This window comes from Bifidobacterium sp. ESL0784 (assembly GCF_029433295.1).
Classification (GTDB): Bacteria; Actinomycetota; Actinomycetes; order Actinomycetales; family Bifidobacteriaceae; genus Bifidobacterium.
This window is the reverse complement of record NZ_JAQTHV010000004.1, coordinates 154,913-176,101: the sequence shown is the minus strand read 5'-3', so window position 1 is coordinate 176,101 and position 21,189 is coordinate 154,913. Positions and strand designations below refer to the sequence as shown.

Sequence of the window (21,189 nt, the reverse complement as noted above, 5' to 3'; positions counted from 1 at the left end):
GCACGCCTTTGATTTCCTGCACAGGGTTCTCCACAAGGAGGATGATTGCCAACAGACTTTTCCACCACTTGGACCACGACTTGCACACTTGCCGCTGAATCTATCCACAACGTTAGACACATTTGCATTACAATTACGCCGAGTTATCCAGAGAAACGCCGAGAAAATCGAAAAGGCCTATCATCCGACCACAGCACCCGTTTTTTACACGGAAAAAGCGCAAACCATGCAACACTCAAATACATGGATACAAATATTTCGGCAGTACAAAAATATAGGTTCGCCGCATCCTTCGGCGGCAGCATCGACCTGAGCGACGTGGCTTCGGAAGGTCTCTTGGCACAACTTGAAGAGCAACTGGCCATGCCGGATCTTTCGGCCAGACAACTCGGGGCCATCGGCGAACAGTATGCGGCGGCCTGGCTGGCCCAGCTCGGCTGGTACATCCTAGCCAGAAACTGGAGCACACGTTTCGGCGAGCTCGACATCATCATGATGACCCCTGAACATATCGTCGTGTTCGTCGAAGTGAAAACACGAAGGACACAACGTTACGGCACCCCTCAGGAGGCCATCACCACTCACAAACAGGCCAACCTCCACCATGCCGCCGCACTGTGGCTGGCAGGCCCCGGCAAATCGATACGACGGACCGGGATACGCTTCGATGCCATGTCGATTTTGTCGGAAGGCAACAGGCCGAGGGTCCAGCACATACCGGGGGCGTTCTGATGGCCATCGGAACGGCGATGTCGGTGGGATTGGTGGGGCTCAAGGCCAACGCCATCCAGATGCAGGCCTTCATCTCGCCGGGACTGCCCTATTTCTCCATCATCGGCCTGCCGGACGCTTCGCTGAGCGAAGCGCGCGAACGGGTGAAATCCGCCTGTCAGGCCAGCGGGTTCAGCTGGCCTGAGACACGCGTGACGGTCAACCTCTCTCCCGCATCCCTGCCCAAACGAGGATCCTCGCACGACACGGCCATCGCCATCTCTGTACTGAGCGCAGCCGGGGTTATTCCCCATGATTGCCTAGCCGACACCATCGCGCTCGGTGAACTCAATCTTGACGGTTCGGTGCTGCCGGTCACCGGTGTGCTGCCAATCGCACTGTATGCCCACGAACACGGCATCGACCAGATCATCGTCCCGGAGCGCAACGTCGAGGAAGCTCAGTTGGTGGAAGGGCTCAGCGTCATCGGTATCCGTCATTTGGGTGAGCTTATCGAACTGATGGGCGGAGAGGCGAAATACCATATCGACGAAACCCATATCCCTTGCAAGCAAACAAGCAACGAGGACGAAGCCAGCCTCGCTCCACCGGTCGGCGACATGGCCGAAGTTATTGGCCAGGAACGAACGAAATGGGCACTTCAAGTGGCTGCAGCCGGTGGCCATCATTTGCTGATGACCGGGCCACCCGGATCCGGCAAGACCATGCTCGCCTCACGCATGCCCGGCATCATGTGCCCGCTCAACGAGCAGGAACAGCTCGAGGTCGCGTCGATACGTTCCTTATGCGGTACCCTGCAAAATTATGGTATCAGTGACATTCCGCCATTTGAGGCCCCTCACCACACTGCTTCCACTGCGTCGCTGGTCGGTGGCGGATCGGGCATAGCCACTCCCGGAGCCATCACTCGAGCCCATCATGGGGTCCTGTTCATGGACGAGGCACCCGAATTCTCTCCCCGTTCACTGCAAACCCTGCGCGAGCCGCTGGAATCAGGATATGTGGCACTTTCCCGCTCCAAAGGCACGACCTACTACCCTGCCAATTTCCAGCTCATCATGGCCGCGAATCCCTGCCCCTGCGGCTACGGTTACGGCGACGGTTCACGCTGCACCTGCAAGGAGAAGGACCGTATCCGCTATTTCTCAAGGCTTTCTGGGCCCATCCTCGACCGCATCGACATCCAAGTGGAAGTGCCGCCTGTCGAACATCTCATGACACAGAACACCCTGCCACAGACCACCAGCGAGCAAATGAGGCATAAGGTCACCGACGCACGGCATGCCGCACAGCAACGGTTCGCCGCCTATCACTGGACCTGTAACGCACAGGCTTCAGGCACATGGCTGCGCGCGAACACCTCGAAGGCTGCGCTCACCCTTATCGACAACGCGCTTGAGAACGAACGACTGAGCCTGCGCGGAGCCGACCGCGCGCTGCGTCTGGCGTGGACCCTTGCGGACTTGGCCGGCAAGCCGGCACCCGGTCACGAGGAAATGATGCAGGGCATCGCTCTGCGGACGAAGGAGTCATGATGAGCGACCATAGCGAGACCATGAATTCGTCGGAGCCCGGCCAAATCACGGCAACGGGAGCCATTGCCCAGATATCCGACGGGCCGACGACAACGGCATCGATGAATCCGCCTGCCGCATCATCGCCCTACGGACCATCGAACACGGCCGCTTCAAGCGAAGAAGCAGCCGTCAATCCACTGATCGATGAGGATACCTTGGCACGGGCCATCCTGACCTTTTGTATCGACAGCGCCGACGCATTGTTATTCGCCACCATCAAGGGGGCAGGCAATGCCGTGACGGCCCTGCGACTTATCGCCGACGAGCAAGGTGGCACTTCCAACCGCAACAAGCTCGACGAGATGTTCGCCCTCGGCACGGCCAAATGGGGTCGAAAGGTCAACGCACGCGGGATGGGTTCGTTTCATCACGGCTTGCAACGTTGGCGGGAGAGACTTCACCAATTGCCGTCAGATGACATGGACGAGCTCAAAACATGGTTCACCGAGAACGGCTCCCAATGGATCATCGGGCCGTCCAGCCCCTACTGGCCCAACCAAATCGACGACCTTTCCATCAGAAAAGACTGGGCCTCTCCATTGTGTCTCTGGGGCATCGGCAACCCGACGGCCTTGACGAGCTGCCCACAGCCGCTTGCCATAGTAGGATCTCGCGGAGCCGACGACTATGGGCGATACGTGGCCAGAACCATCGCGAAAAAAGCTGCCGAGCAAGGACATCTCGTGGTTTCCGGAGGCGCGTTCGGCATCGATGCCGCAGCACATTGGGGTGCGATGGATGCCATGAGCGGCATCGGAGAAAACGAAAGCGGACGGACTGTCGCGGTGTTCGCTGGCGGGCTCAACCACATCGGCCCCGAGCGCAACCAGCCCTTATTCGACCGTATCAAGGCCAATGGCGGGGCCCTGATCAGCGAGCTGTGTCCGAATACCATCCCCGAAGCGAGACGCTTCCTTCTGCGCAACCGCATCATCGCGGCTTTGGCCTCCACCGTCGTCGTAGCTCAAGCGAGAAGCCGCTCGGGCGCGCTCAACACGGCCAATTGGGCGGCGGAGCTGGGCCGAGAGGTCTACGCCGCCCCCGGCAACATCAACATACCCGGGAACACAGGGTGCAACTGGCTTATCCGCGACCACCGCGCCAGCATCCTCACTTCGGTCAACGCCATAAGCGAGATCTGCCATGAGAGACATGCACCAAAAGTAATGCATATTGACAATAAAGCATTATCGAAACCAGATAGCGGAACGGCAGAAAACCAAACGAAACCGATGATTGCACATCGGCCCATAAGCACGAGAAAGGAAAACGATGAATCCTTTGATCATCCGCAACGGCAACCTGATGATTCAAATGCCGAACGAACCGATACCACCTTACAAGTCCCCCTGCCTGGCAACACCGCGGCTTCGCAACATTCCCAAGGAGATACGGCAACCCAACGCCGTGCGTCCGTGCAACCGCTGCCGCAACCATCAACATCCAAGAGCAAACCCACCGCCAAGCAACAGAAGGTGCTGACCGCGATTCGCCGCTGCCGAAGGCGGGGCAATGCGGCCACCCATGAGGCCATCCTCTCGATGCTTAGCACACCGCGTTCTTCCGGAAAGCGTCAATCAGAAACACAGAATCCGAATGACGCCGCAAAACAAAGAGGCGAATCATGGAATATCGGCAAATTGGAAAGCGAGCTCGGCGAAATGGAGCTTTATGGCATCATTCGAACGAAATCAGGCACCGTTCAGATTGTCGGCGACCACGCGATGAATCGCAAGAACCGCTAGGAAGCTATATGAAAATCGAACCGAACGACCGACAAAGCCGCCTCAGCACTGCCATTGGCAACGCTTCATATCGACGATCCACCCCTCTTCGCCGGCGTTCTCATGCTTGGGCGCGGGAGGCAGAAATGACACGCCTTCATCCTCAAGCAACGCACGCTGACGGTCAGGACCACCAAACGCGAAACCTGGAGCCAGAGAGCCATCACGGAAAACGACACGATGGCACGGAATCACGCCCGGTTCGGGATTGGCATGCAACGCATAGCCAACGAACCTCGCGTTACGCGGGTTGCCCGCGAGCGCCGCCACCTGGCCGTACGTGGCCACTTTGCCCTCCGGTATTTTCTTCACGACATCGTAGACACGCGCATTGAATGTTCCCATACCCCCATGGTACGAGTGCCCCACCCACAAGGGAAGAGCCAACCGATCCCGTTCCTGCACATGCTCTTGCTGGCCTTGTGCCATAATCGGGGGTATGAGTCCAGAGCAAGTTGAAGACATATATGATGCGGTGATTATCGGCGCGGGAGCAGCGGGGTTGTCGGCGGCATTGGGAATCCTGCGAAGCGATGAAGTCAAAGGAATGAAGGCGGAAGGCCATGACCCGAAGCTTTTGGTTATTTCGAAACTGCAGGCGCTGCGATCGCACACCGGGTCTGCCGAAGGCGGTATCGCGGCGAGCCTGGGCAACATCGAACATGACGACTGGCGCTGGCATTATTACGACACCGTCAAAGGCGGCGATTGGCTCTCCGATCAGGACGCGGTCAAGATACTGGCACAATACGCCCCGCAGACCGTGGTCAACCTCGAGCGCAGCGGCGTGGCCTTCTCACGCACCGAAGACGGACATATCGCCCAGCGCAAGTTCGGCGGGCATACCAAGGACTACGGCAAGGCACCTGTGCGACGAGCGGCCTACGCGGCCGACCGCATCGGCCATCAGATCCTTTACGCACTGTGGCAGCAGTGCATCGGCGCAGGAGTGCAATTCGCGGAGGAATGGTACGTCACCGACTTGGTCTTGAATGATGCGAAAGACAAGGCCTGCGGCGTGGTCGCCTTCGACACCCACACCGGCAAAACGCACGCCATTGCGGCACGCAATGTCCTGATGGCCACAGGCGGCGCCGGACGGCTGTTCCATACGACCTCGAACTCTTGGGATCTGACCGGCGACGGCATGGCGTTGGCATTGAAGGCCGGCCTACAGCTTGAGGATTCAGAATTCGTGCAGTTCCATCCCACAGGGCTCGCGCACACCGGAATCCTGCTTTCCGAGGCATCTCGCGGCGAAGGCGGCATCCTGCGTAACGCCGACGGGGAGGCGTTCATGGCCCGCTATGCTCCGGAACACAAGGACCTGGCGGCACGCGATGTGGTCAGCCGGTCCATCGTGGCCGAAGTCGACGCAGGGCGCGGGGTGGCTGATCCGAAAGACCCGAACGGCCCGAAGGATTGCGTATGGCTGGATATGACCGGAATCGACAAGGCGCACATGCAAGAAGTACTTCCCCAAGTCGTCGAAACCATCCACGATTATGCGGGACTCGATCCGAGCAAAGATTGGGTGGCCGTCAAACCGACGGCCCATTACACGATGGGCGGCATCCCCATCACCACCGAGGGCCAGGTCTATCATTGGCAAGACGGCAAACGCCATATCGTTGATAGCCTTTACGCGGCCGGCGAATGTTCTTGCGTCAGCGTCCACGGTGCGAACCGTCTGGGTGGCAACAGCCTGCTCGACGCTTGCTTGTTTGGCACACGAGCCGGCGAAGCCATGGCGCAACGGATGGCCAATGAAGAGAACGATACCGGCAATGCCGACGAGCAATCATCTGATGCCCAAAATCAGAGCGCCACGCAACTGGCAGCGGACAAACGCAAAGAATCAATCAAAACCTTATTGGCATCATCCAAAGATGATAACGTGACGGCCGAAACCTCCGACAGTGACAGAAACGCTGCGGCATCTTCCGAGCAACCCGCCAGTAAAGACGATTCATCGTCTCTTGAGAGCACAACCGAAAGTAATACGGATGCCGCCAAAGACAACCCCTACCAGCTGTTGGCCGACCTCGGGACCACCATGGAGCATGCAGTTGCCGTGAGATGCGACGCCGACAGCATCGCCAAGGCACAGCAGACCATCACCGACGAACTGCTTCCCCGCGCCAAAGCCCTGCGAACCCATTCGGAGACGACCGCCTTCAATCAGGAGCTCACGGCGATATGGGAAGTCAACAATCTCATCGAACTCGCCCAAGCGATGCTCAATGCTTCGGCCGCAAGGCACGAGTCGCGCGGTGCTTTCGCCCGTACTGATTTCCCGCAACGCGATGACAAGCATTTCCTGACCCATTCGATGGCCGACGCAAACGGCAACATCGGATGGCAGCCGGTTCATATCGTTGACATGCCGCCGAAATCGCGCGCATATTAAAGCCGATTTGGCAAGCCGTGGTTCGGCAACAAGTAAACAATCCAACAGGAACAGATACGTAAAGGCTTGAATATCCAGCCAAGATCAGCCGATTCCGACAATTCGGATAAGCAGACTCGTAGCGAATAGACGATAAACGGGCCACGGTTTGTGGCAGACTTGCAGACGAAAGAACATAGCGAAGGCAGTGGCAATGAGTGAAGATGCAATGCATGGTATGAATGTGACCATCCGGATCCATCGGTTCACCCCGAAAGCGGAACCAGACCGCGCCCGTCGCCATTCCTCAAGTCCGTTTGGCGGCAAGGCCCGGGGCGGCAGCCCGTTCGGTTCGTCGCCGTCACGCCGTCGTATCCGCGGCAAGCATTTCACACAGGACTACGCCATCATCGCCCAGCCCGGCCAGACCGTACTCGACTGCCTGCTCGACATCAAACGCAACATCGACCCGACGTTGGCGTTCCGCTATTCCTGCGGCCATGGCATCTGCGGTTCCGACGCGGTGTCCATCAACGGCACGCCCACACTGCTATGCACCGCCAAGATTGAAGACTATGCGAAGTCAGAATCAAGCCAAAACGGTGACGCCAGCGCTATGGCCAACAAAGGATTTCGCCTGACCGAATCTGCAGAAAACGCCGTAAACAACAACATTTCAAGCACCAATTCCCGCAATTCCAACGGTTCCGACAACGCCGGAGAATCAAACGGCTCGCTGACTAATCAGTCAAGTCCATCAAGCCTCGCCGTCATTGAAATCGCACCACTACCCGGTTTCCCCGTATTGCGCGACCTCATCGTCGACATCGACCAGATGATGAACCAGATCAAGAAACTCGAACCGTATCTCAAGGCCGACGGCAAACTGGCCACCACCAAAGACGGCAAGATCGACATGTTCGAATACCTGCAAAAGCCCGAAGAACTCAAGCGCTACGAGCTCTTGAGCAACTGCATCTCCTGCGGGGTGTGCGAAGGCAGCTGCCCGGTCTACGCCGGCGGCGAGGCCTTCATCGGCCCGGCAGCGCTGATCGCCGCTTCCCGTTTCATTAACGATTCCCGGGACACGGCGACCGACGAACGACTCGATGCCATCGCCACTTCCGACGGCATCACGGCCTGCCAGTCGGTTCGTGCGTGCAGCCGCGAATGCCCCCGTGGTATCGACGTTGGAGAAGAGATGTGGCAGCTCACGGAACGTGTCAAGAACAGGCAAGCTTAGTTTTGTCCGCCACCGTATCGTCGCGAAAGACCTGTAGTCATAAATACCCGTGCCGAAATTCACCTAATGCAATAATATAAAATGTCAAATTTTAACGTTTAATAAACACCGCTGTCAGGCTTTGGCGATTGCTAGCCGTATCATGAAAACCAGTAATCATGGCTGCTATACGCCAAAGACAGCAGAACTGCAGGGTGGAAGATGAATAAGACGACATATACGAACATGGCCAAGGTTTGGGAAATGGCCGAAACCCACGCGCTGAGCCTCGAAAGTGACTTATTGCGCAAGGCCCGGGCCGACGCCGAAAAGGCGAAACTTTCCCAAGGTTCTGCGGCACAGGCCAATCTGCTGCGTTTCATCACCCGCACGCTCAACGCGACCTCCATCATCAGCGTCGGCACCGGCTCGATCGTCGAAGCCCTGCAATTGGTGGAAGGCCTGGGTGGCGCCGGCCAGCTGACCGCCGTCGATTCCTCAGCCCGCGGCATCACCATGATTCGTAGTCTTTTCGCCGATATTTCCGACTCCGTGGAAAACCGCACCACACTTCGTGCCGTCAACACCTCTCCCACGGTTTTTCTACCGCGTTTGAACGCTGGGACATACGATCTCATCGTCGTCTCCGGTGTCGCCTCGAACTATGCACCTTCTTTCGTTGAAGCGGCAAACCTCTTGAAAGTCGGCGGACGCATCATCTTCACTGATATGTCAGGCCTCGCCTACCCGGCTGACGGCAAGCCAGACGCCATGCGCGCGCTCCTCGCCACCGTTGAGGACGACGAACGTTTCGAACAGGCGTTGACACCGACAGGCACCGGCATGCTGATTGCCGTCAAACGCTGATTGTTGAACCTTTCAACGTCGTCATCTTTAAGATTTAAGAAACGCATCCGAAAATTTCCAAACGCTCGGGAATAATAAGAATAATAATGGGACGCACTACTCAAGCGAGTAACGCATCCCATTATTATCTCTGGCATCAAATCACGATATCGCTATTCCACCATTCCCTACTCCGCTATTTCGTCATTCCGCCGATTGCCAGCCGCACCGCTTCCTCGGGATCATCGGTGAACTGAACCTTCTTCAGATCCTCTTTCGAAATCAGTCCGCGATCAAGCATCGGCCCCTGAACCCAGTCAAAAAGGCCTTTCCAATATTGCGTATCGAACAGCACTACTGGCTTGGGTGAAGTCTTGCCGGTCTGTACCAGCGTTAGGATTTCGAACATTTCATCGAGCGTGCCGAAACCGCCGGGGCAGACGATCAGCGCCGAGGAATACTTGACGAACATCATTTTGCGTACGAAGAAGTAGCGGAAGTTCATCCCGAGGTTTACCCACTGGTTGAGCCCCTCTTCATGCGGCAGCTCGATGCCGAGCCCCACCGAGACACCGCCGGCTTCGGCAGCACCTCGGTTCGCGGCTTCCATGATGCCCGGCCCGCCGCCGGTGATAACCGTAATCCCGTTTTGCGCCGCCATCTCGCCCATACGCATGGCCTGACGGTATTCCGGCTCTTCCTCTTTCACACGCGCCGAACCGAACACACACAACGCACGACCCAGATCCGCGAGCGCGTCGAACCCCTCCACGAATTCGGACTGAATACGCAACACACGCCAAGGGTCGCCATGCCGCCAATCCTTGCCACCATGCGCTTTTGACATACGTGCAGCAGCTCCAGAGATGCTCGCTTCCGACGCCTGAGCATCAGCAGTGTTTCCATGTGCAACGTTGTTCCCAACTCTGTCAGCATTGTCGTCATCCTCATCGGGGAATGCAAGCAGCGCCTGGTCTGGCGTCTGCTCGGGAATCATTGACCCGCGCATCAGCACCGACCCACTGCGGTGCGTCTCCCACGAGCGCACGTCATCTGCCAAATCCGCCGTGCCGTGCGTATCATCGGCTCCAATCAAGCCATTGCCGTTGCTGTTACGAGCGCCATCGCTGTTACGATCGCTATTGCTATTGCCATTCCCATTGCTCTTGCCGTCACCATTCGCCGCTTTCCGTCCGTCATTCAAGCCCATAGTGTCATCTGTTTCTTCCGTTGTCATACTGCCTCCCTATTCCTATATCTGATTCCTACTCTCGTACCTGCCGAACGCAACACAAATATGATTCCGACCATATGCTATTGTCCTAAGCAGGAGAAGCCTTCAATACTGTCATTGAAGCAGGAAGGGACGCCAAATGAGTGGCAATCAGCCTTGGAATCAACCGGGTGCAAACGCAGCATATCCCTCGCAAGCCAATAACGGAACATACAACGCAGCAACCAGCAACATTCCGCCCGTTCCGACCAACGTTCCGCTGCCCGGTGGCATGCAGCCGCAGCAGAACGGTGCGGCGACACCGGCGAAGCCCCACAAAAGCAAAACCAGGATGATTGTCATCATTGCAGCCGTGGTCGTCGTGCTCACGGCCGCCGCTGCTGGCGGTTTCTATTATTATTCCTCGAATTCCCATAATTCTGCGGTTTCACAGTATGGTAAGGCCGTCAACAATCTTGCCGACGCCAAATCGGATCTGAAGACCGCCATCAAACGGGCGAACAGCGACACCGAAGACATCCACAAGGGCCAAGTCAAGGATCCCGACCTGTTCGGTGATTACCAGAAAACGCTGAAAACGGCTAGGAAACTTTCCGATGCCAAAGCCGCCGACACCATCGCCGACACTTCCAGTGCATCCACCAAAGACCTAAAGCAGGCGACGCAGTCCCTGAACAACCTCATCGGCAAAGTCAACGGCAGCGCCAGCAGCATGAGCAAGGTAGCCAAAAAACTGGTCGATTCCAAAAGCGATGCCGATGATGTGCTCAAACCGATCGAGCGTGAGGTAGCCGCCGCAGAAAAGCAGAAAAAGGCCAATGACGAAGAGGCGGCCAACAGCGGCATCGACATGACACAAATCAAACGAGGCGATTACTCCAGCTTGGACGGCACCTGGACCAACCCCGGCGGAGCCTGGATGAACATCTCAAACGGCCAGCTGACACCGCAAAATCCATTTTCCGGCACCACTCCCCCGTACACATTGCGAGAATGCGGAGGCTTGGACAGCCAGTGCATGAGCTATGGCGACATCCCCTCCACAGAGGACCAACTGGTGCAGGGCGGCGCTTACCAATACAACGAGGATTCACCGAGTGTGCAGGAGATACTCATCGTCGCGCAAAAGAATTCCGCACTCAACGATGTGGCCCCTTCCAGCTACACGACCATTCCCGACCCCACCGACCAGTCAAAGGACCGCATCATCCCGATCTGGATAGGAACCAACCAGGGCCAGACCCCGTTCTGCAGCGATTCCGGCTGCGCCTATTACCGTAGTGGCGGCGGTGAGGCTTCTGACGCCTCGAAACAAAAGCTCAAGAGCAAAGTCAATGCAGCCAACGACGACATCGCCAAAATGGATGACGCGTGGGAGGAAGAGGCCAAAGCCAACTTCCAATGCCGTGTTGACGTGGTCAATGGTGCACAGAAAACCTGCTCGGCCATCGGCGACTCCGACAAAGGCAAGGATAACTCCGGAAAATCCGGCGATACCAAAGCCAGCACCTATGTCGAGCCGAGTTCAGGCAGCAGCCTTACTCCAACATCCGTGAGTGTGAGCAATCCAGAAAACCGGGATTCGAATCATCAGGCCGTAAGCTTCTCACGCTGATTTGTTGATTCGTTGATTTAAGCGCTACAAGGCTAATTTCAGCGTTATCAACCAATTCACACTGTTTAAAGCCGTTCTTTCCAATACAAATGCGGAAAGAGCGGCTTTTCGGTTTCTTGAGAAAGAAAATTGCGACAGAATAGCCGATACTACCAGCGAATCATTGAATAGCAATACATTACTCTTCGTCGCTTGGTCTCATTGACAAATATCGCTACTGCTGGAGCTCAGCCATGGAATCAAGCGCCGCCAATATCCTTAGCTGGCGTTTGTCAAGCAACTTGCCGCCTATCCATGTGCCGAGGATCAATACGACGACACCGTTGACGATGCCGCCCAGACCGATAAACCAAGACGGCCAATGATTGAATGCTACCAGCGTTGTCACCAGACCCAAGGGCAGTACCAACACAAGCATCAGCGCGAAATAGGCCAACGGCATCACCGCTTGCGCCAGCCCGCGGCCTTGCGGCGTGGCGAACGGTTTGTCGATGGACGGCACCGGGTAAATGGCCACACACGACATGGACTCGGCAATGCCCAATCCGACGAGATCGAACGCGACGGCGGCGCCAAAGAAAGCGAATAAATGCATCCAATGAGATTCGTTGCCCCAGCCGGAGGTGAACGCCATCAGCACCAAGGCCATGACGGCCAGGTATGCCAGCGAAAACACGGCATAGACATGAACCCGCCCAAGCCTGTCATCTCGGCCTCGAAGCCCTGCAAACACCTGCATCGTAAACCCTCGTCCGTCGTACGCCAGACCATTGCTTTCGACGAGGTTCATGAACAACGCGCCCAAAATCAGGGAGGAGAATGCGAAATCAGCTTCGCCTCCAGCCCCAAGCAACTCGATGACCATGAACAGCAACGGCATAAGCAACGTGAAGAACTGGCGGGGGTCGTGCCTCAGATAAGTGACCAAGCGTGCCGATATCGCGCCCGATGGCGAATCCGGCATCCAGCCGAACGCACCGATGCCTTTGACTTTCACGGCGCGGTTTTCTTCGCTGCCGGTCAACAGCCGCTCACGTTTGAGACACCACAAGCCGATCGCGAAACAAAGCGCCCAAGTCGCCACGAGCACAAGCAAACGAATAAGCAGCGCGCCCCACGCCCCGCCCACGACATCGAAGGGCAAAGCGAAAGCCGCGGCCAGAGGCGTAAAGGAAAGCACCGTCACTACGCCGGACATCGAATGCATCACGTTGGAGATCTGTGCTCCGGAAGCCACGATGGCGGCACTTCCATCCACCGCTACGCTGCCGCCGATGGCACCGCCGAACATGGCCGGTATTTCGATGATGGCGAGGAAAATCAGGAACATGACGATGTAGAGCACCGTCTGACCGTGCTTTGTGCGTACCAATGTGTCGAGCAACGAAGTGACCATTCGGCCGAGCATGCAGATGGTAAGAATGGCCAAAGGAGCTGCCACGACCTCAGCGACAACGACTCCGGCTCCGAGCTTGCGGTAGGCCATCGACCATTCGACAAGCGAGACAATACCGACGATTGCGGGGACACCGGCCATGCTCGCGGCGATAAGACCCGCCTGCAACGTCTTGTCTTCGATGCCGAAAAGTACAAAACGCTTGGCACTTATCGACGTTCCGCCGCCGACCAGCATCATTTGGATGATAATCACAAAAAGCGTCAGAAACGAACCCAGCAGCACCATGGTGAAACGCATTCCATCTGTGAGATCGACACCTTTGGGCATATGCGGGGCAGGCCCGAATTTCCATGCGAAAACGCCGATGCCAATAACGACCGCAAGACCAATCAAGCCAGTTAAAACGAAATTCACCGTCTGCCACACCGATTTGCGCATCGTCGCCCACATCAGCGCCCATTTCAGGCGCACTATGGTTGCCATCTCCGCCATCTCACGCCTCCGGATTGGAAGTTGCAGCGTCACTTCCGCCGCCGTTGAGCCAATCGAGATGTGCAGCACTGTGACGACCGCCAACCAAATCAAGAAAGCGGTCTTCCAAGTCTTCCCCTGCCGCGACCTGCGCGATGGTGCCCGCCGCGCGAACCTGCCCATGATCGATGACAGCAACGTGCGTGCACATCTTCTCGACCAGCGCCATAACGTGCGAGGAGATGATGACCGTGCCGCCCGTGGCTGCGTACTCGGCCAAGACGTCTTTCAGATTCGCACTGGAAACGGGGTCGACGGACTCGAACGGCTCGTCAAGCACCAGGATGCGGGGACTGGCGATCATCGCCGTCCCAAGGCAGATTTTTTTGGTCATGCCGGCTGAATAGTCCGAGACCATCTTGTCGCCGGCTTCGGCCAGATCAAAAGCTTTCAGCAGGTCATCGGCGCGTTTGGCGGCTTCGGCACGTTTCATACCGCGCAGCATCCCCGAATACAGGAGCAGCTGACGGCCGGTAAGCCGGTTGAAGATCTGGTCGGCTTGTGGCATCACACCGATGGAGCGCTTGGCACGGTTGACATCACTCCACACGTCGGCCCCGAGAACGCTGATCGCGCCGCTGTCGGGTATCAAAAGCCCGGTGACCATGTTGAGCGTCGTGGTCTTGCCCGCACCGTTGGGGCCAACCAACCCGTAGAACGAGCCGACGGGGATATCCAGCGAAAAGTTGTCGACGGCGGTCTTGTCGCCGAATCGCTTTGCAAGCCCCCGTATCGACACCGCGATATGTGCCGTTGACACATCGCCGAAAGCCTGGCGATAGGCCGTATCCGGCGCAGCCTCATTCATCATCTCTTGCCCTTCGTCCGTCGCGAGTTCTTCGTACTTTCAGGATACAGGACGCCCTACATACTAGGGATAATAAATAAATATGTCTAGCCATCATTGCTTCGCTGGAATCCTTGAATAATATAAATTCAGAATTCCGACATTTTAAAAGATAAAACACTGATCGGATCGTCTGTTGCAGCTCAAATCATGACAGAACCGCATCAGTAATGTTCATTCATGAATGAAGCATGGTGATGGATACCGACACATGACGAATCGTGTATCTTCAACCGAATCATCCAGCCAATAACCCATCCAGATCGTTGACGATTTGCGCGTTGCCTCCGGCCTCATGCATATCACGGCTCATCGTCTTGACACGTTCGGCGGTTTCTTTGTCGTCCATGACTTTCGTCGCGGCTTCATACAACGACTGCGCGGAGATCGACTTCTTATCGAGGTTCACGCCAAGACCAAGTTGGGCAAGTCTTGCGGCAACGGCCGGTTGGTCGTCTGCCATCGGCACTGCAACCAACGGGACACTGTAATACAGTGCTTCGTTGACACTGTTCATGCCACCGTGGGTCAGGAACAGAGAAGCCCTGCGCAACACGGAAAGCTGATCCACCGATTCGTAGATATGGATGTTGTCCGGAATCTCACCGAGTTTGTCGCGCTTGAAATTATGGCCGACGGACAAAATCACCGTCACGCCCTTACCTCCGAATGCGCCGACAACCGCACGATAGAATGGCAGGAACGTATTGAAAATGGTGCCAAGTGAAGCATAGATGATTGGCTTGTCGGCGCTCTTCTCCATTACCGATGCCAAATCGGCACTCGGCTTCTGATCCTCTCTGCCATCCAATGAGGGACCGATGAACCGGTACCGTTCCTCCGGAAAGGAATCGCCGTCGATCTGGAAGGAACGCGAGGTGTACGTGTAGGTCAGCGTCGGCGGGTTATCAACCATCTCGCTGACGAAATCCTGGGTCTTCATCAATCCCCTGCGCCGCGTGCTTGACGACATCAGACGCAGAAACCTTTTGCTGCGCAACACCGACGTAAGGTGGAACCCTTTGCTGGCACCAGCGAGCCGATTGAGGATGTCACGGTTGTAGCAGAATGTCGAATACAGACGGATTGACGGAAGCCCCAGTTTATCTGCCAACGCCTTGCCTGCAACCAGCAGGCCCTCATACAGGAACGCGTCGAAATGCGACTCACGGCCAACTCGCAACACGGTATTATCAGCCTTTTCGGGCGCCTGAATCGTGCGCTCAAATTTGCAGGGATTGGCGGAATAATCGTCGTAAGGGACAAATGTCGCTCCCGATTGCCGAACCTGCCGCTCCCAGCGCGGATCACAGATATACGTGACATCCCACCCGCCGACGACCAGCGCGCGGACCGTTGCCAGCGTCGGGTTGATATGCCCCTAATATGGCATGCACACCATCAGCAGTCTGCCACGAGTACGCTGCTTCGCTTCCACTTCCCCATCTTTTTCGACAGGTTTTTCCGATGCGTTCATGCGTATTTTCTTTCTCTAAAGACCCACTCATTGTCGGCAATAACTTCTTCATCGTAGCATTATCGGGTTGAATAAATGATATTACCCAGTATCAAGAAAAATGAATTTTACCGCTTACATCACTTTTCAATACTGATTATAGATTCCAGTCAACAACATTGTGCCAATCAGCTGTTTTGCTATGTTGAAACATTCATCGCTACATTGAAAAACCAAGATTTCTAAATATTGAATTTTGCCTATTTTTATCTCTTACGATTTATCCATGTCGGCTTTGTACCAGAGAACGGCTATGTTGACGCGCTCTCGGGCATCAAGCTTGGCAAGGATGCGGCTGACCGTCTTTTTGACGGAATCTGGCTGAATGCCCAGACGTTCGGCAATCTCAGCGTTCGTCAACCCTTCGCTCACTAGCGAAGCGACTTCAAGTTCACGTCTGCCGAGCGTCGCAAATTGGACACGAAGTCCGGATTGCTCGGCTTCAGCATTCGCATTCGGAATCCCTCGTTTGATTACTTCACCGGTGATGCGGGGTGTCAGAATCGCGTCGCCTTCATACACTGAGTGAATCGCGCGACACAGGTCGGCCGTGCGAACATCCTTTAAAAGGAAACCGGAAGCGCCTGCGCCCAGTGCCCCAAACGCGTAATCATCCTGGTCATAGGTGGTCAGCATCAGGATTTTGATATTCGGATAACGTTGCTTTATGGCGGCGGTCGCGTCTATGCCGTCCATGACGGGCATCCGCACATCCATTAGCATGACATCAGGCATCGGCTTATTCGCACCGCTCAATGAAGCGAGCATATCAAGCGCCATCTGCCCATTTTCCACCTGCCCGACTACTTCAAGCTCGCGGTCCTTGGCAACCATCAGTGCGAATCCCATTCTCGCCGGACGCTGGTCGTCGACAATCATGACGTGAATCATGCCCGCTCACCACCTTGCGATTGCTTGCTGACCAAATCAATCAACGAAGGAAGATACGCCTTTACCGTCCAGCCATCGCCATCCGGCCCAGCGGCAAACGTACCTCCTATTTGTTCGACGCTTTCCTTAAGCCGAGCTAACCCAGTGCCATCGCCGTATTCACCTGGCTTCGCCTCATTTTTGCCGTTTTCCGTATCAGACGTGGATGAATCTCTTCCATCTTGACCGGATTCATCAACTGATTTTCCATTGTCACGGATGGTAACGGCAATGCCACCTTGCCCGTCATGGTCCCAGGCAACGACGATTCTATTGACTCCTTGCCCATGCCGAATGGCGTTGGTAATGGCCTCTCGAGTTACAGTGAAATTCAAATCCGCCTGCTGAGGATCTTGCGGCCGACGTCCGGTTTCCGTCAAAGCCGTGATGATGCCGATTCGCCGAGAATGATCGAGAATGGGATTGATATCGTCCCAGTCATGCAACTCGACCTTTGCAGACAACACAGGGGCATTGCAGTCCTGCATGCCATTTTCGGCCACGCCGCTAGCCTTTTGCTCAGAGCCATGATTATTCCCCTGATTCGCATTCTTATCACCGTCAACAGATCCGCCTGGTTGCAACGCCTTTACCGCAGTCCTCGTATCCGCAAGCCCTTGCCGCGCCAAATCGTTAATCATGCTTATGGCATCATTCGTTTCTGGATTGTCCCCAGCACCATCCAATCCTTCAGAAAGGGCGATGATAGCGGTCAGGTCATGACCGACGCTGTCGTGAAGTTCTGCTGCTATACGTGACTGGCTCATGGCTTTGTCACGCTCCCGGGTAAGTTTTTCTCCACGTTTCTGCTCATCATACAAAGCCTGTAAAGATTGCAGACGCTTTCTGTAGCTCCGCACCAGCACACCGGCAGCAACGAATACCACATAAAGCAGAACAAACGGGTACAGAAAGTTCGTAAATCCCGCATCATGATGCCATATCGTTGCCAAACCCACGCTGCCTAATCCCAGCAGACCGGCCGCAACAAGCCCACATATCCGCAATAACAGATTTTCGATTCCTGCAGCGGCAAAATACAAGGCAATCGCCCACGGCAGTGACAGATAGCTGAACGCGGAACCATAGAGGATTGAGGCAATTAAGAGCAAAACCATTTCCAGCAGCAACATTCTTAGCGGCCAACGCCGGCAAAACCATATTCCCGCAACCGCCACGATGACAATAAGAACAAACACCGGCATTGCCCAGGAGTTACCAATCATCGCCGCCCGTAACGTCGAATTCGCAACAACGGGAACGAACAGTAGACGTGTCACAATCATGGTTTCATACAGGGCACACACTACGGCAAGAGTGTGAGCACCGTTCATCCGACTTCCGGTTTGAGCTATCCGATCTATCAGCTTCGCTACACTCATGCCACTCCCCTTGTCGCTTGCTGTCCCATTCCATTATGGCGGTTTTGGCGTATAACTTCGGGCATTGTCACACGGCCTTGCGAGTGAGCCTGCGGAACATCAATCCACCGACGATGGCCCAGAATGCGGCCATCAACGTTGCCATCATTATGGAGCTGGCCGAAGCGATATTACCAAGATCGTGCGCAGCCGAAGCACCGGTAATCAGCGAGAAAGGATAGGCCAGTGCCAGCGACGGAACGATAAGCGACAGCACGCATCCGAGCAAAGTAAACACCAAAATTACGCTCATGGTGCCCGCGAATGATTCGAATTTCGCAGAAATCGCTTGGGTCAGGGTCATAATCGCCCAGATCGCCAAGGCCATCGGAACACCGCGAAGCAGGAACGGACCGACCTCACCCAAGCTGAAGCCGAGTATCACCTTCCCAACCACAAGGAATTCAGCTTCGAAAACCACTACGGTCAGCAGCGAGGCCAACAGGCCATGCAGCATCTTGCCCGCAACCGCCGCCGACGCTGTACCACTGGCGTTGAGGCGCTGCCAGTTGCGTCCGACATGCTCGTTGGATTCGATCTGCGAGGCGAACGCCGCAACCAAAATCGGCATGAACACCATGCTCGGCAACAGGATGGCCTGGCCCCAGACCGCCGCCCACGTCACGCCTTGAGCTTCAAAATCCTTGCGATAGTCGACATACTGGCTCCATCCGTTGAACATGCCGATGAGGTCAAAGAGCACCGTTGCAACCCAATACCATAAGTTGCCCGCCTTGCGCATCTCCCAGCGAAGTGCCGCGGTTACAGAAGGTTTGGATAGACGCCTTATGGTTTCCTCATCGCCGTTGGTGAACCCCGGAGAGGCCAAGTCGGGTGTATTTTGGGCGTTACCCATCGGTGCGTTCATTGCCGCTTGTCTGTTCACCATCATGTTTCCGTTCATTGTCTTTTGCCATTGCGGCGTTGCTGATCTATTTGCCATTCCGCTTCTTCTCATCGTCTTGATTCCTTTGCCTTGATAATGAGTACAGAAACAACCGTCCAAACCGCACAAGCGATAAGACTTGCCACCACGCGAATCCACGGGTTGCCGACCATCGTTACGCTCGCGTATCCATTTGCCATGGCCTTGCTCACGAAGGGATTGGCGGCTGAACTGATGCCTGCAGGAAACAGCCAACCGAACTGCGGCTTGCCCATCGGGATCAAGCCTGAACCAATCAAGCCGGCAATCACAGCAATACCAAGCCCCACGGCCTGTTTATTGGTAACCATGGAAATCAGCAACTGGACGGCCGTGACTGCCAGTGCCGCGAACAATGCAATCAACGACGGCGCCACCAACAACGTCGTAAAGTTTCCGGTAAAACTGAAACCTTTCGCCTTCGCAATCATTGGAATCCAGACCAAAGGAATGATGAAGCACACCGCGAGCGCCAACCCCGCAACCACGAACTTGGCGAGGAACCTCATCACCTCTGATTGCCCAAGCGATAGCCATTTGAGGTTCATCCGCCCACCCGTTTCCATCACCGCCAGGCGACTGGTCAGCAACGCGGCCAGAATCGAAGCCATCAGACTAATGAAGGTGTATGGCTCGTTGTCAGCAAGCAGAACGGTACGAAACGCGGGGTTGCCTCCGGCACGTTTCATGAACGCCGCACCCGACCACGCAGAGGTCAACAACGCCATACCTGCCGCCATCCACCAGAACGATGAGCCCTTAAGCTTGCGCAATTCCATCCGAATCGCTGTGAACAGGCCAGCTCTCCTGTCGATTGCGTTACCAGTTGCGTTTACTTGTAGGTTTTGAATCGGTTGATTGCAATACGGATTGTCATATGGGCTGAAACACATGGTGTTCGATCTCATCGCACGCCTCCCGCAATCGATATCTGAGCATTATTGAGATTAGATTGGAATCCAGGAACGCTCTGATTCGCCACAGTTTGCATATTGCCGCTATATGGCGGCACACTTCCATATTTCATTGCCATCGAATGTTGTTTCATACAATCGACAGGATCGCCCTGGCCGTCTTGTGACTTTTGACTATCCGGACTTTCCACCAGCTCAAGGAACGCCTCTTCGAGGCTTTTGCGCTCGGAAGCAACGCGATAAACCGCGATGTTCCTATCGACCATCTGCGAGACCAAACCGGCAATCCGGCAATCCGCACATTCCGAAATCTGCAACTCATCCGTCTGCGGTATGAACCGATAGGCCATGCCGTTTTGGCTGAGCACATCAGCAGCACTTTTCGAATCTGAAACGCGGATATTAATATGTCCCTGTTCGCGCAGATTATCCAGAGACCCCTGATACAGCAGACGACCGGAAGCGATGATGCCGACCACCGGCGCCATCTTCTCAATTTCGGAGAGGATATGGCTACTGATGATGACAGTGACCCCTGCTGAAGCCGCCAGATTCATGATCATCTCGCGGACCTCGACCACGGCCTCGGCATCCAAGCCGTTCGTGGGTTCATCAAGCAACAGCAACTCCGGCCTCGAAATCAAAGCCATGGCAACGCCCAAGCGTTGCTTCATACCCAGCGAATAGCCCTTGGCCTTCTTGCCCTCATGCCCCTTCAGACCGACCTGAGCCAACACTTGCGTTGCAGCAGAGGTCGGTAACCCAAGATAGTCCGCAACCATCCGGCAATTATCCAAACCCGACAGGCCCGGGTAGAAGCTTGGTCCCTCGATCATCGATCCGACACGACCCGGCTGTATACGCTGGTTTGCGCCGCGTTTGTCACCAACCTGCTGCCCCAGCATCCACATCTGACCGGAGGTCGGCGACGTGAGCCCCAACAGCAACTTCATCGTGGTGGATTTGCCGGCACCGTTGGGACCAAGCAAACCGTAGACGCCTCCCATCGGCACTTTGAGATTCAGTCCATCCACCGCTTGGAAATCACCGTATGTTTTGACGAGGTTCTGGGTAGCCACAGCCAATTTCGTCTGCGTTTCAGATTTTCCATAGCCATTGACATTCATCATTCCGCCTTTCAAAGGTAAGCACTTCGTGTACTTCCTATACAAGACGAGCTAAAGCGCGCCGGCAACGCAAAACGGAAAACTGTACCCCTAGGTAGACAGATAAATGCTAACGGCAATAGAGAAGAATATCCGAGCGCCAGACTGGACACCCATTGGCCACCTAAAAATCGAAAATCC

General features: G+C 55.6%; 17 protein-coding genes. 7 read left to right on the top strand and 10 right to left on the bottom strand.

What is annotated here, in order from left to right; genetic code table 11:
- Positions 1–243 precede the first annotated feature (243 nt).
- From PT279_RS07345 to PT279_RS07335, 3 genes are read left to right on the top strand one after another with little or no spacing between them, the layout of a single operon-like run.
- Positions 244–732 carry a YraN family protein gene (locus PT279_RS07345; protein ID WP_277166767.1) on the top strand — a complete coding sequence of 163 codons (489 nt, stop codon included), beginning with the start codon at positions 244–246 and terminating at the stop codon, positions 730–732.
- Positions 732–2,267, top strand: a complete 1,536-nt coding sequence (locus PT279_RS07340; RefSeq protein WP_277166766.1) for a YifB family Mg chelatase-like AAA ATPase — start codon at positions 732–734, stop codon at positions 2,265–2,267. Before PT279_RS07345 ends, PT279_RS07340 begins: the two co-directional genes overlap by 1 nt.
- Positions 2,264–4,054, top strand: a complete 1,791-nt coding sequence (locus tag PT279_RS07335; RefSeq protein ID WP_277166764.1) for a DNA-processing protein DprA — start codon at positions 2,264–2,266, stop codon at positions 4,052–4,054. Before PT279_RS07340 ends, PT279_RS07335 begins: the two co-directional genes overlap by 4 nt.
- Before the next feature lie 42 nt (positions 4,055–4,096).
- On the opposite strand, the gene PT279_RS07330 is transcribed toward PT279_RS07335, so the two are convergent.
- On the bottom strand, positions 4,097–4,438 hold the full coding sequence (locus tag PT279_RS07330) for an MGMT family protein (RefSeq protein WP_277166763.1): 342 nt from the start codon (positions 4,436–4,438) through the stop codon (positions 4,097–4,099).
- A gap of 94 nt (positions 4,439–4,532) precedes the next feature.
- Between PT279_RS07330 and PT279_RS07325 the strand changes: the two genes are divergently transcribed.
- The 3 genes from PT279_RS07325 to PT279_RS07315 all read left to right on the top strand — a co-directional run bounded on the left by PT279_RS07325 (position 4,533) and on the right by PT279_RS07315 (position 8,571).
- Complete coding sequence (locus PT279_RS07325) at positions 4,533–6,503, top strand: FAD-binding protein (RefSeq protein WP_277166761.1); 1,971 nt, start codon at positions 4,533–4,535, stop codon at positions 6,501–6,503.
- A 193-nt stretch (positions 6,504–6,696) separates the two neighbouring features.
- A complete protein-coding gene (locus PT279_RS07320) occupies positions 6,697–7,725 on the top strand; it encodes a 2Fe-2S iron-sulfur cluster-binding protein (protein ID WP_277166760.1) in 1,029 nt (342 codons plus the stop codon).
- Positions 7,726–7,926: 201 nt separating this feature from the next.
- On the top strand, positions 7,927–8,571 hold the full coding sequence (locus PT279_RS07315) for a methyltransferase (protein ID WP_277166759.1): 645 nt from the start codon (positions 7,927–7,929) through the stop codon (positions 8,569–8,571).
- 175 nt (positions 8,572–8,746) lie between these two features.
- Here PT279_RS07315 and PT279_RS07310 read toward each other — a convergent pair whose 3' ends face one another.
- On the bottom strand, positions 8,747–9,559 hold the full coding sequence (locus PT279_RS07310; RefSeq protein WP_277167052.1) for a TIGR00730 family Rossman fold protein: 813 nt from the start codon (positions 9,557–9,559) through the stop codon (positions 8,747–8,749).
- A 364-nt stretch (positions 9,560–9,923) separates the two neighbouring features.
- Between PT279_RS07310 and PT279_RS07305 the strand changes: the two genes are divergently transcribed.
- Entirely contained in the window at positions 9,924–11,399 is a 1,476-nt protein-coding gene (locus PT279_RS07305) for a DUF6287 domain-containing protein (protein WP_277166758.1), read from the top strand.
- A 214-nt stretch (positions 11,400–11,613) separates the two neighbouring features.
- Here the strand turns inward: PT279_RS07305 and PT279_RS07300 are convergent, their stop codons facing one another.
- The 8 genes from PT279_RS07300 to PT279_RS07265 all read right to left on the bottom strand — a co-directional run bounded on the left by PT279_RS07300 (position 11,614) and on the right by PT279_RS07265 (position 21,012).
- Positions 11,614–13,290 carry an ABC transporter permease gene (locus PT279_RS07300; protein ID WP_277166757.1) on the bottom strand — a complete coding sequence of 559 codons (1,677 nt, stop codon included), beginning with the start codon at positions 13,288–13,290 and terminating at the stop codon, positions 11,614–11,616.
- Between the two features lies 1 nt (position 13,291).
- Positions 13,292–14,137, bottom strand: a complete 846-nt coding sequence (locus PT279_RS07295) for an ABC transporter ATP-binding protein (RefSeq protein ID WP_277167051.1) — start codon at positions 14,135–14,137, stop codon at positions 13,292–13,294.
- Between the two features lie 277 nt (positions 14,138–14,414).
- A complete protein-coding gene (locus PT279_RS07290; protein WP_277167050.1) occupies positions 14,415–15,551 on the bottom strand; it encodes a macrolide family glycosyltransferase in 1,137 nt (378 codons plus the stop codon).
- A 354-nt stretch (positions 15,552–15,905) separates the two neighbouring features.
- On the bottom strand, positions 15,906–16,583 hold the full coding sequence (locus tag PT279_RS07285; RefSeq protein WP_277166756.1) for a response regulator transcription factor: 678 nt from the start codon (positions 16,581–16,583) through the stop codon (positions 15,906–15,908).
- Positions 16,580–18,004, bottom strand: coding sequence for a histidine kinase (locus PT279_RS07280; protein WP_277166755.1), 1,425 nt, complete (start codon positions 18,002–18,004; stop codon positions 16,580–16,582). Before PT279_RS07280 ends, PT279_RS07285 begins: the two co-directional genes overlap by 4 nt.
- Positions 18,005–18,071: 67 nt before the next feature.
- Positions 18,072–18,935, bottom strand: coding sequence for an ABC transporter permease (locus tag PT279_RS07275; protein WP_277166753.1), 864 nt, complete (start codon positions 18,933–18,935; stop codon positions 18,072–18,074).
- A gap of 62 nt (positions 18,936–18,997) precedes the next feature.
- Positions 18,998–19,876, bottom strand: a complete 879-nt coding sequence (locus tag PT279_RS07270; protein ID WP_277166751.1) for an ABC transporter permease — start codon at positions 19,874–19,876, stop codon at positions 18,998–19,000.
- A complete protein-coding gene (locus PT279_RS07265; protein WP_277166750.1) occupies positions 19,873–21,012 on the bottom strand; it encodes an ABC transporter ATP-binding protein in 1,140 nt (379 codons plus the stop codon). The genes PT279_RS07270 and PT279_RS07265 overlap by 4 nt, the downstream gene beginning before the upstream one ends.
- Positions 21,013–21,189 lie beyond the last annotated feature (177 nt).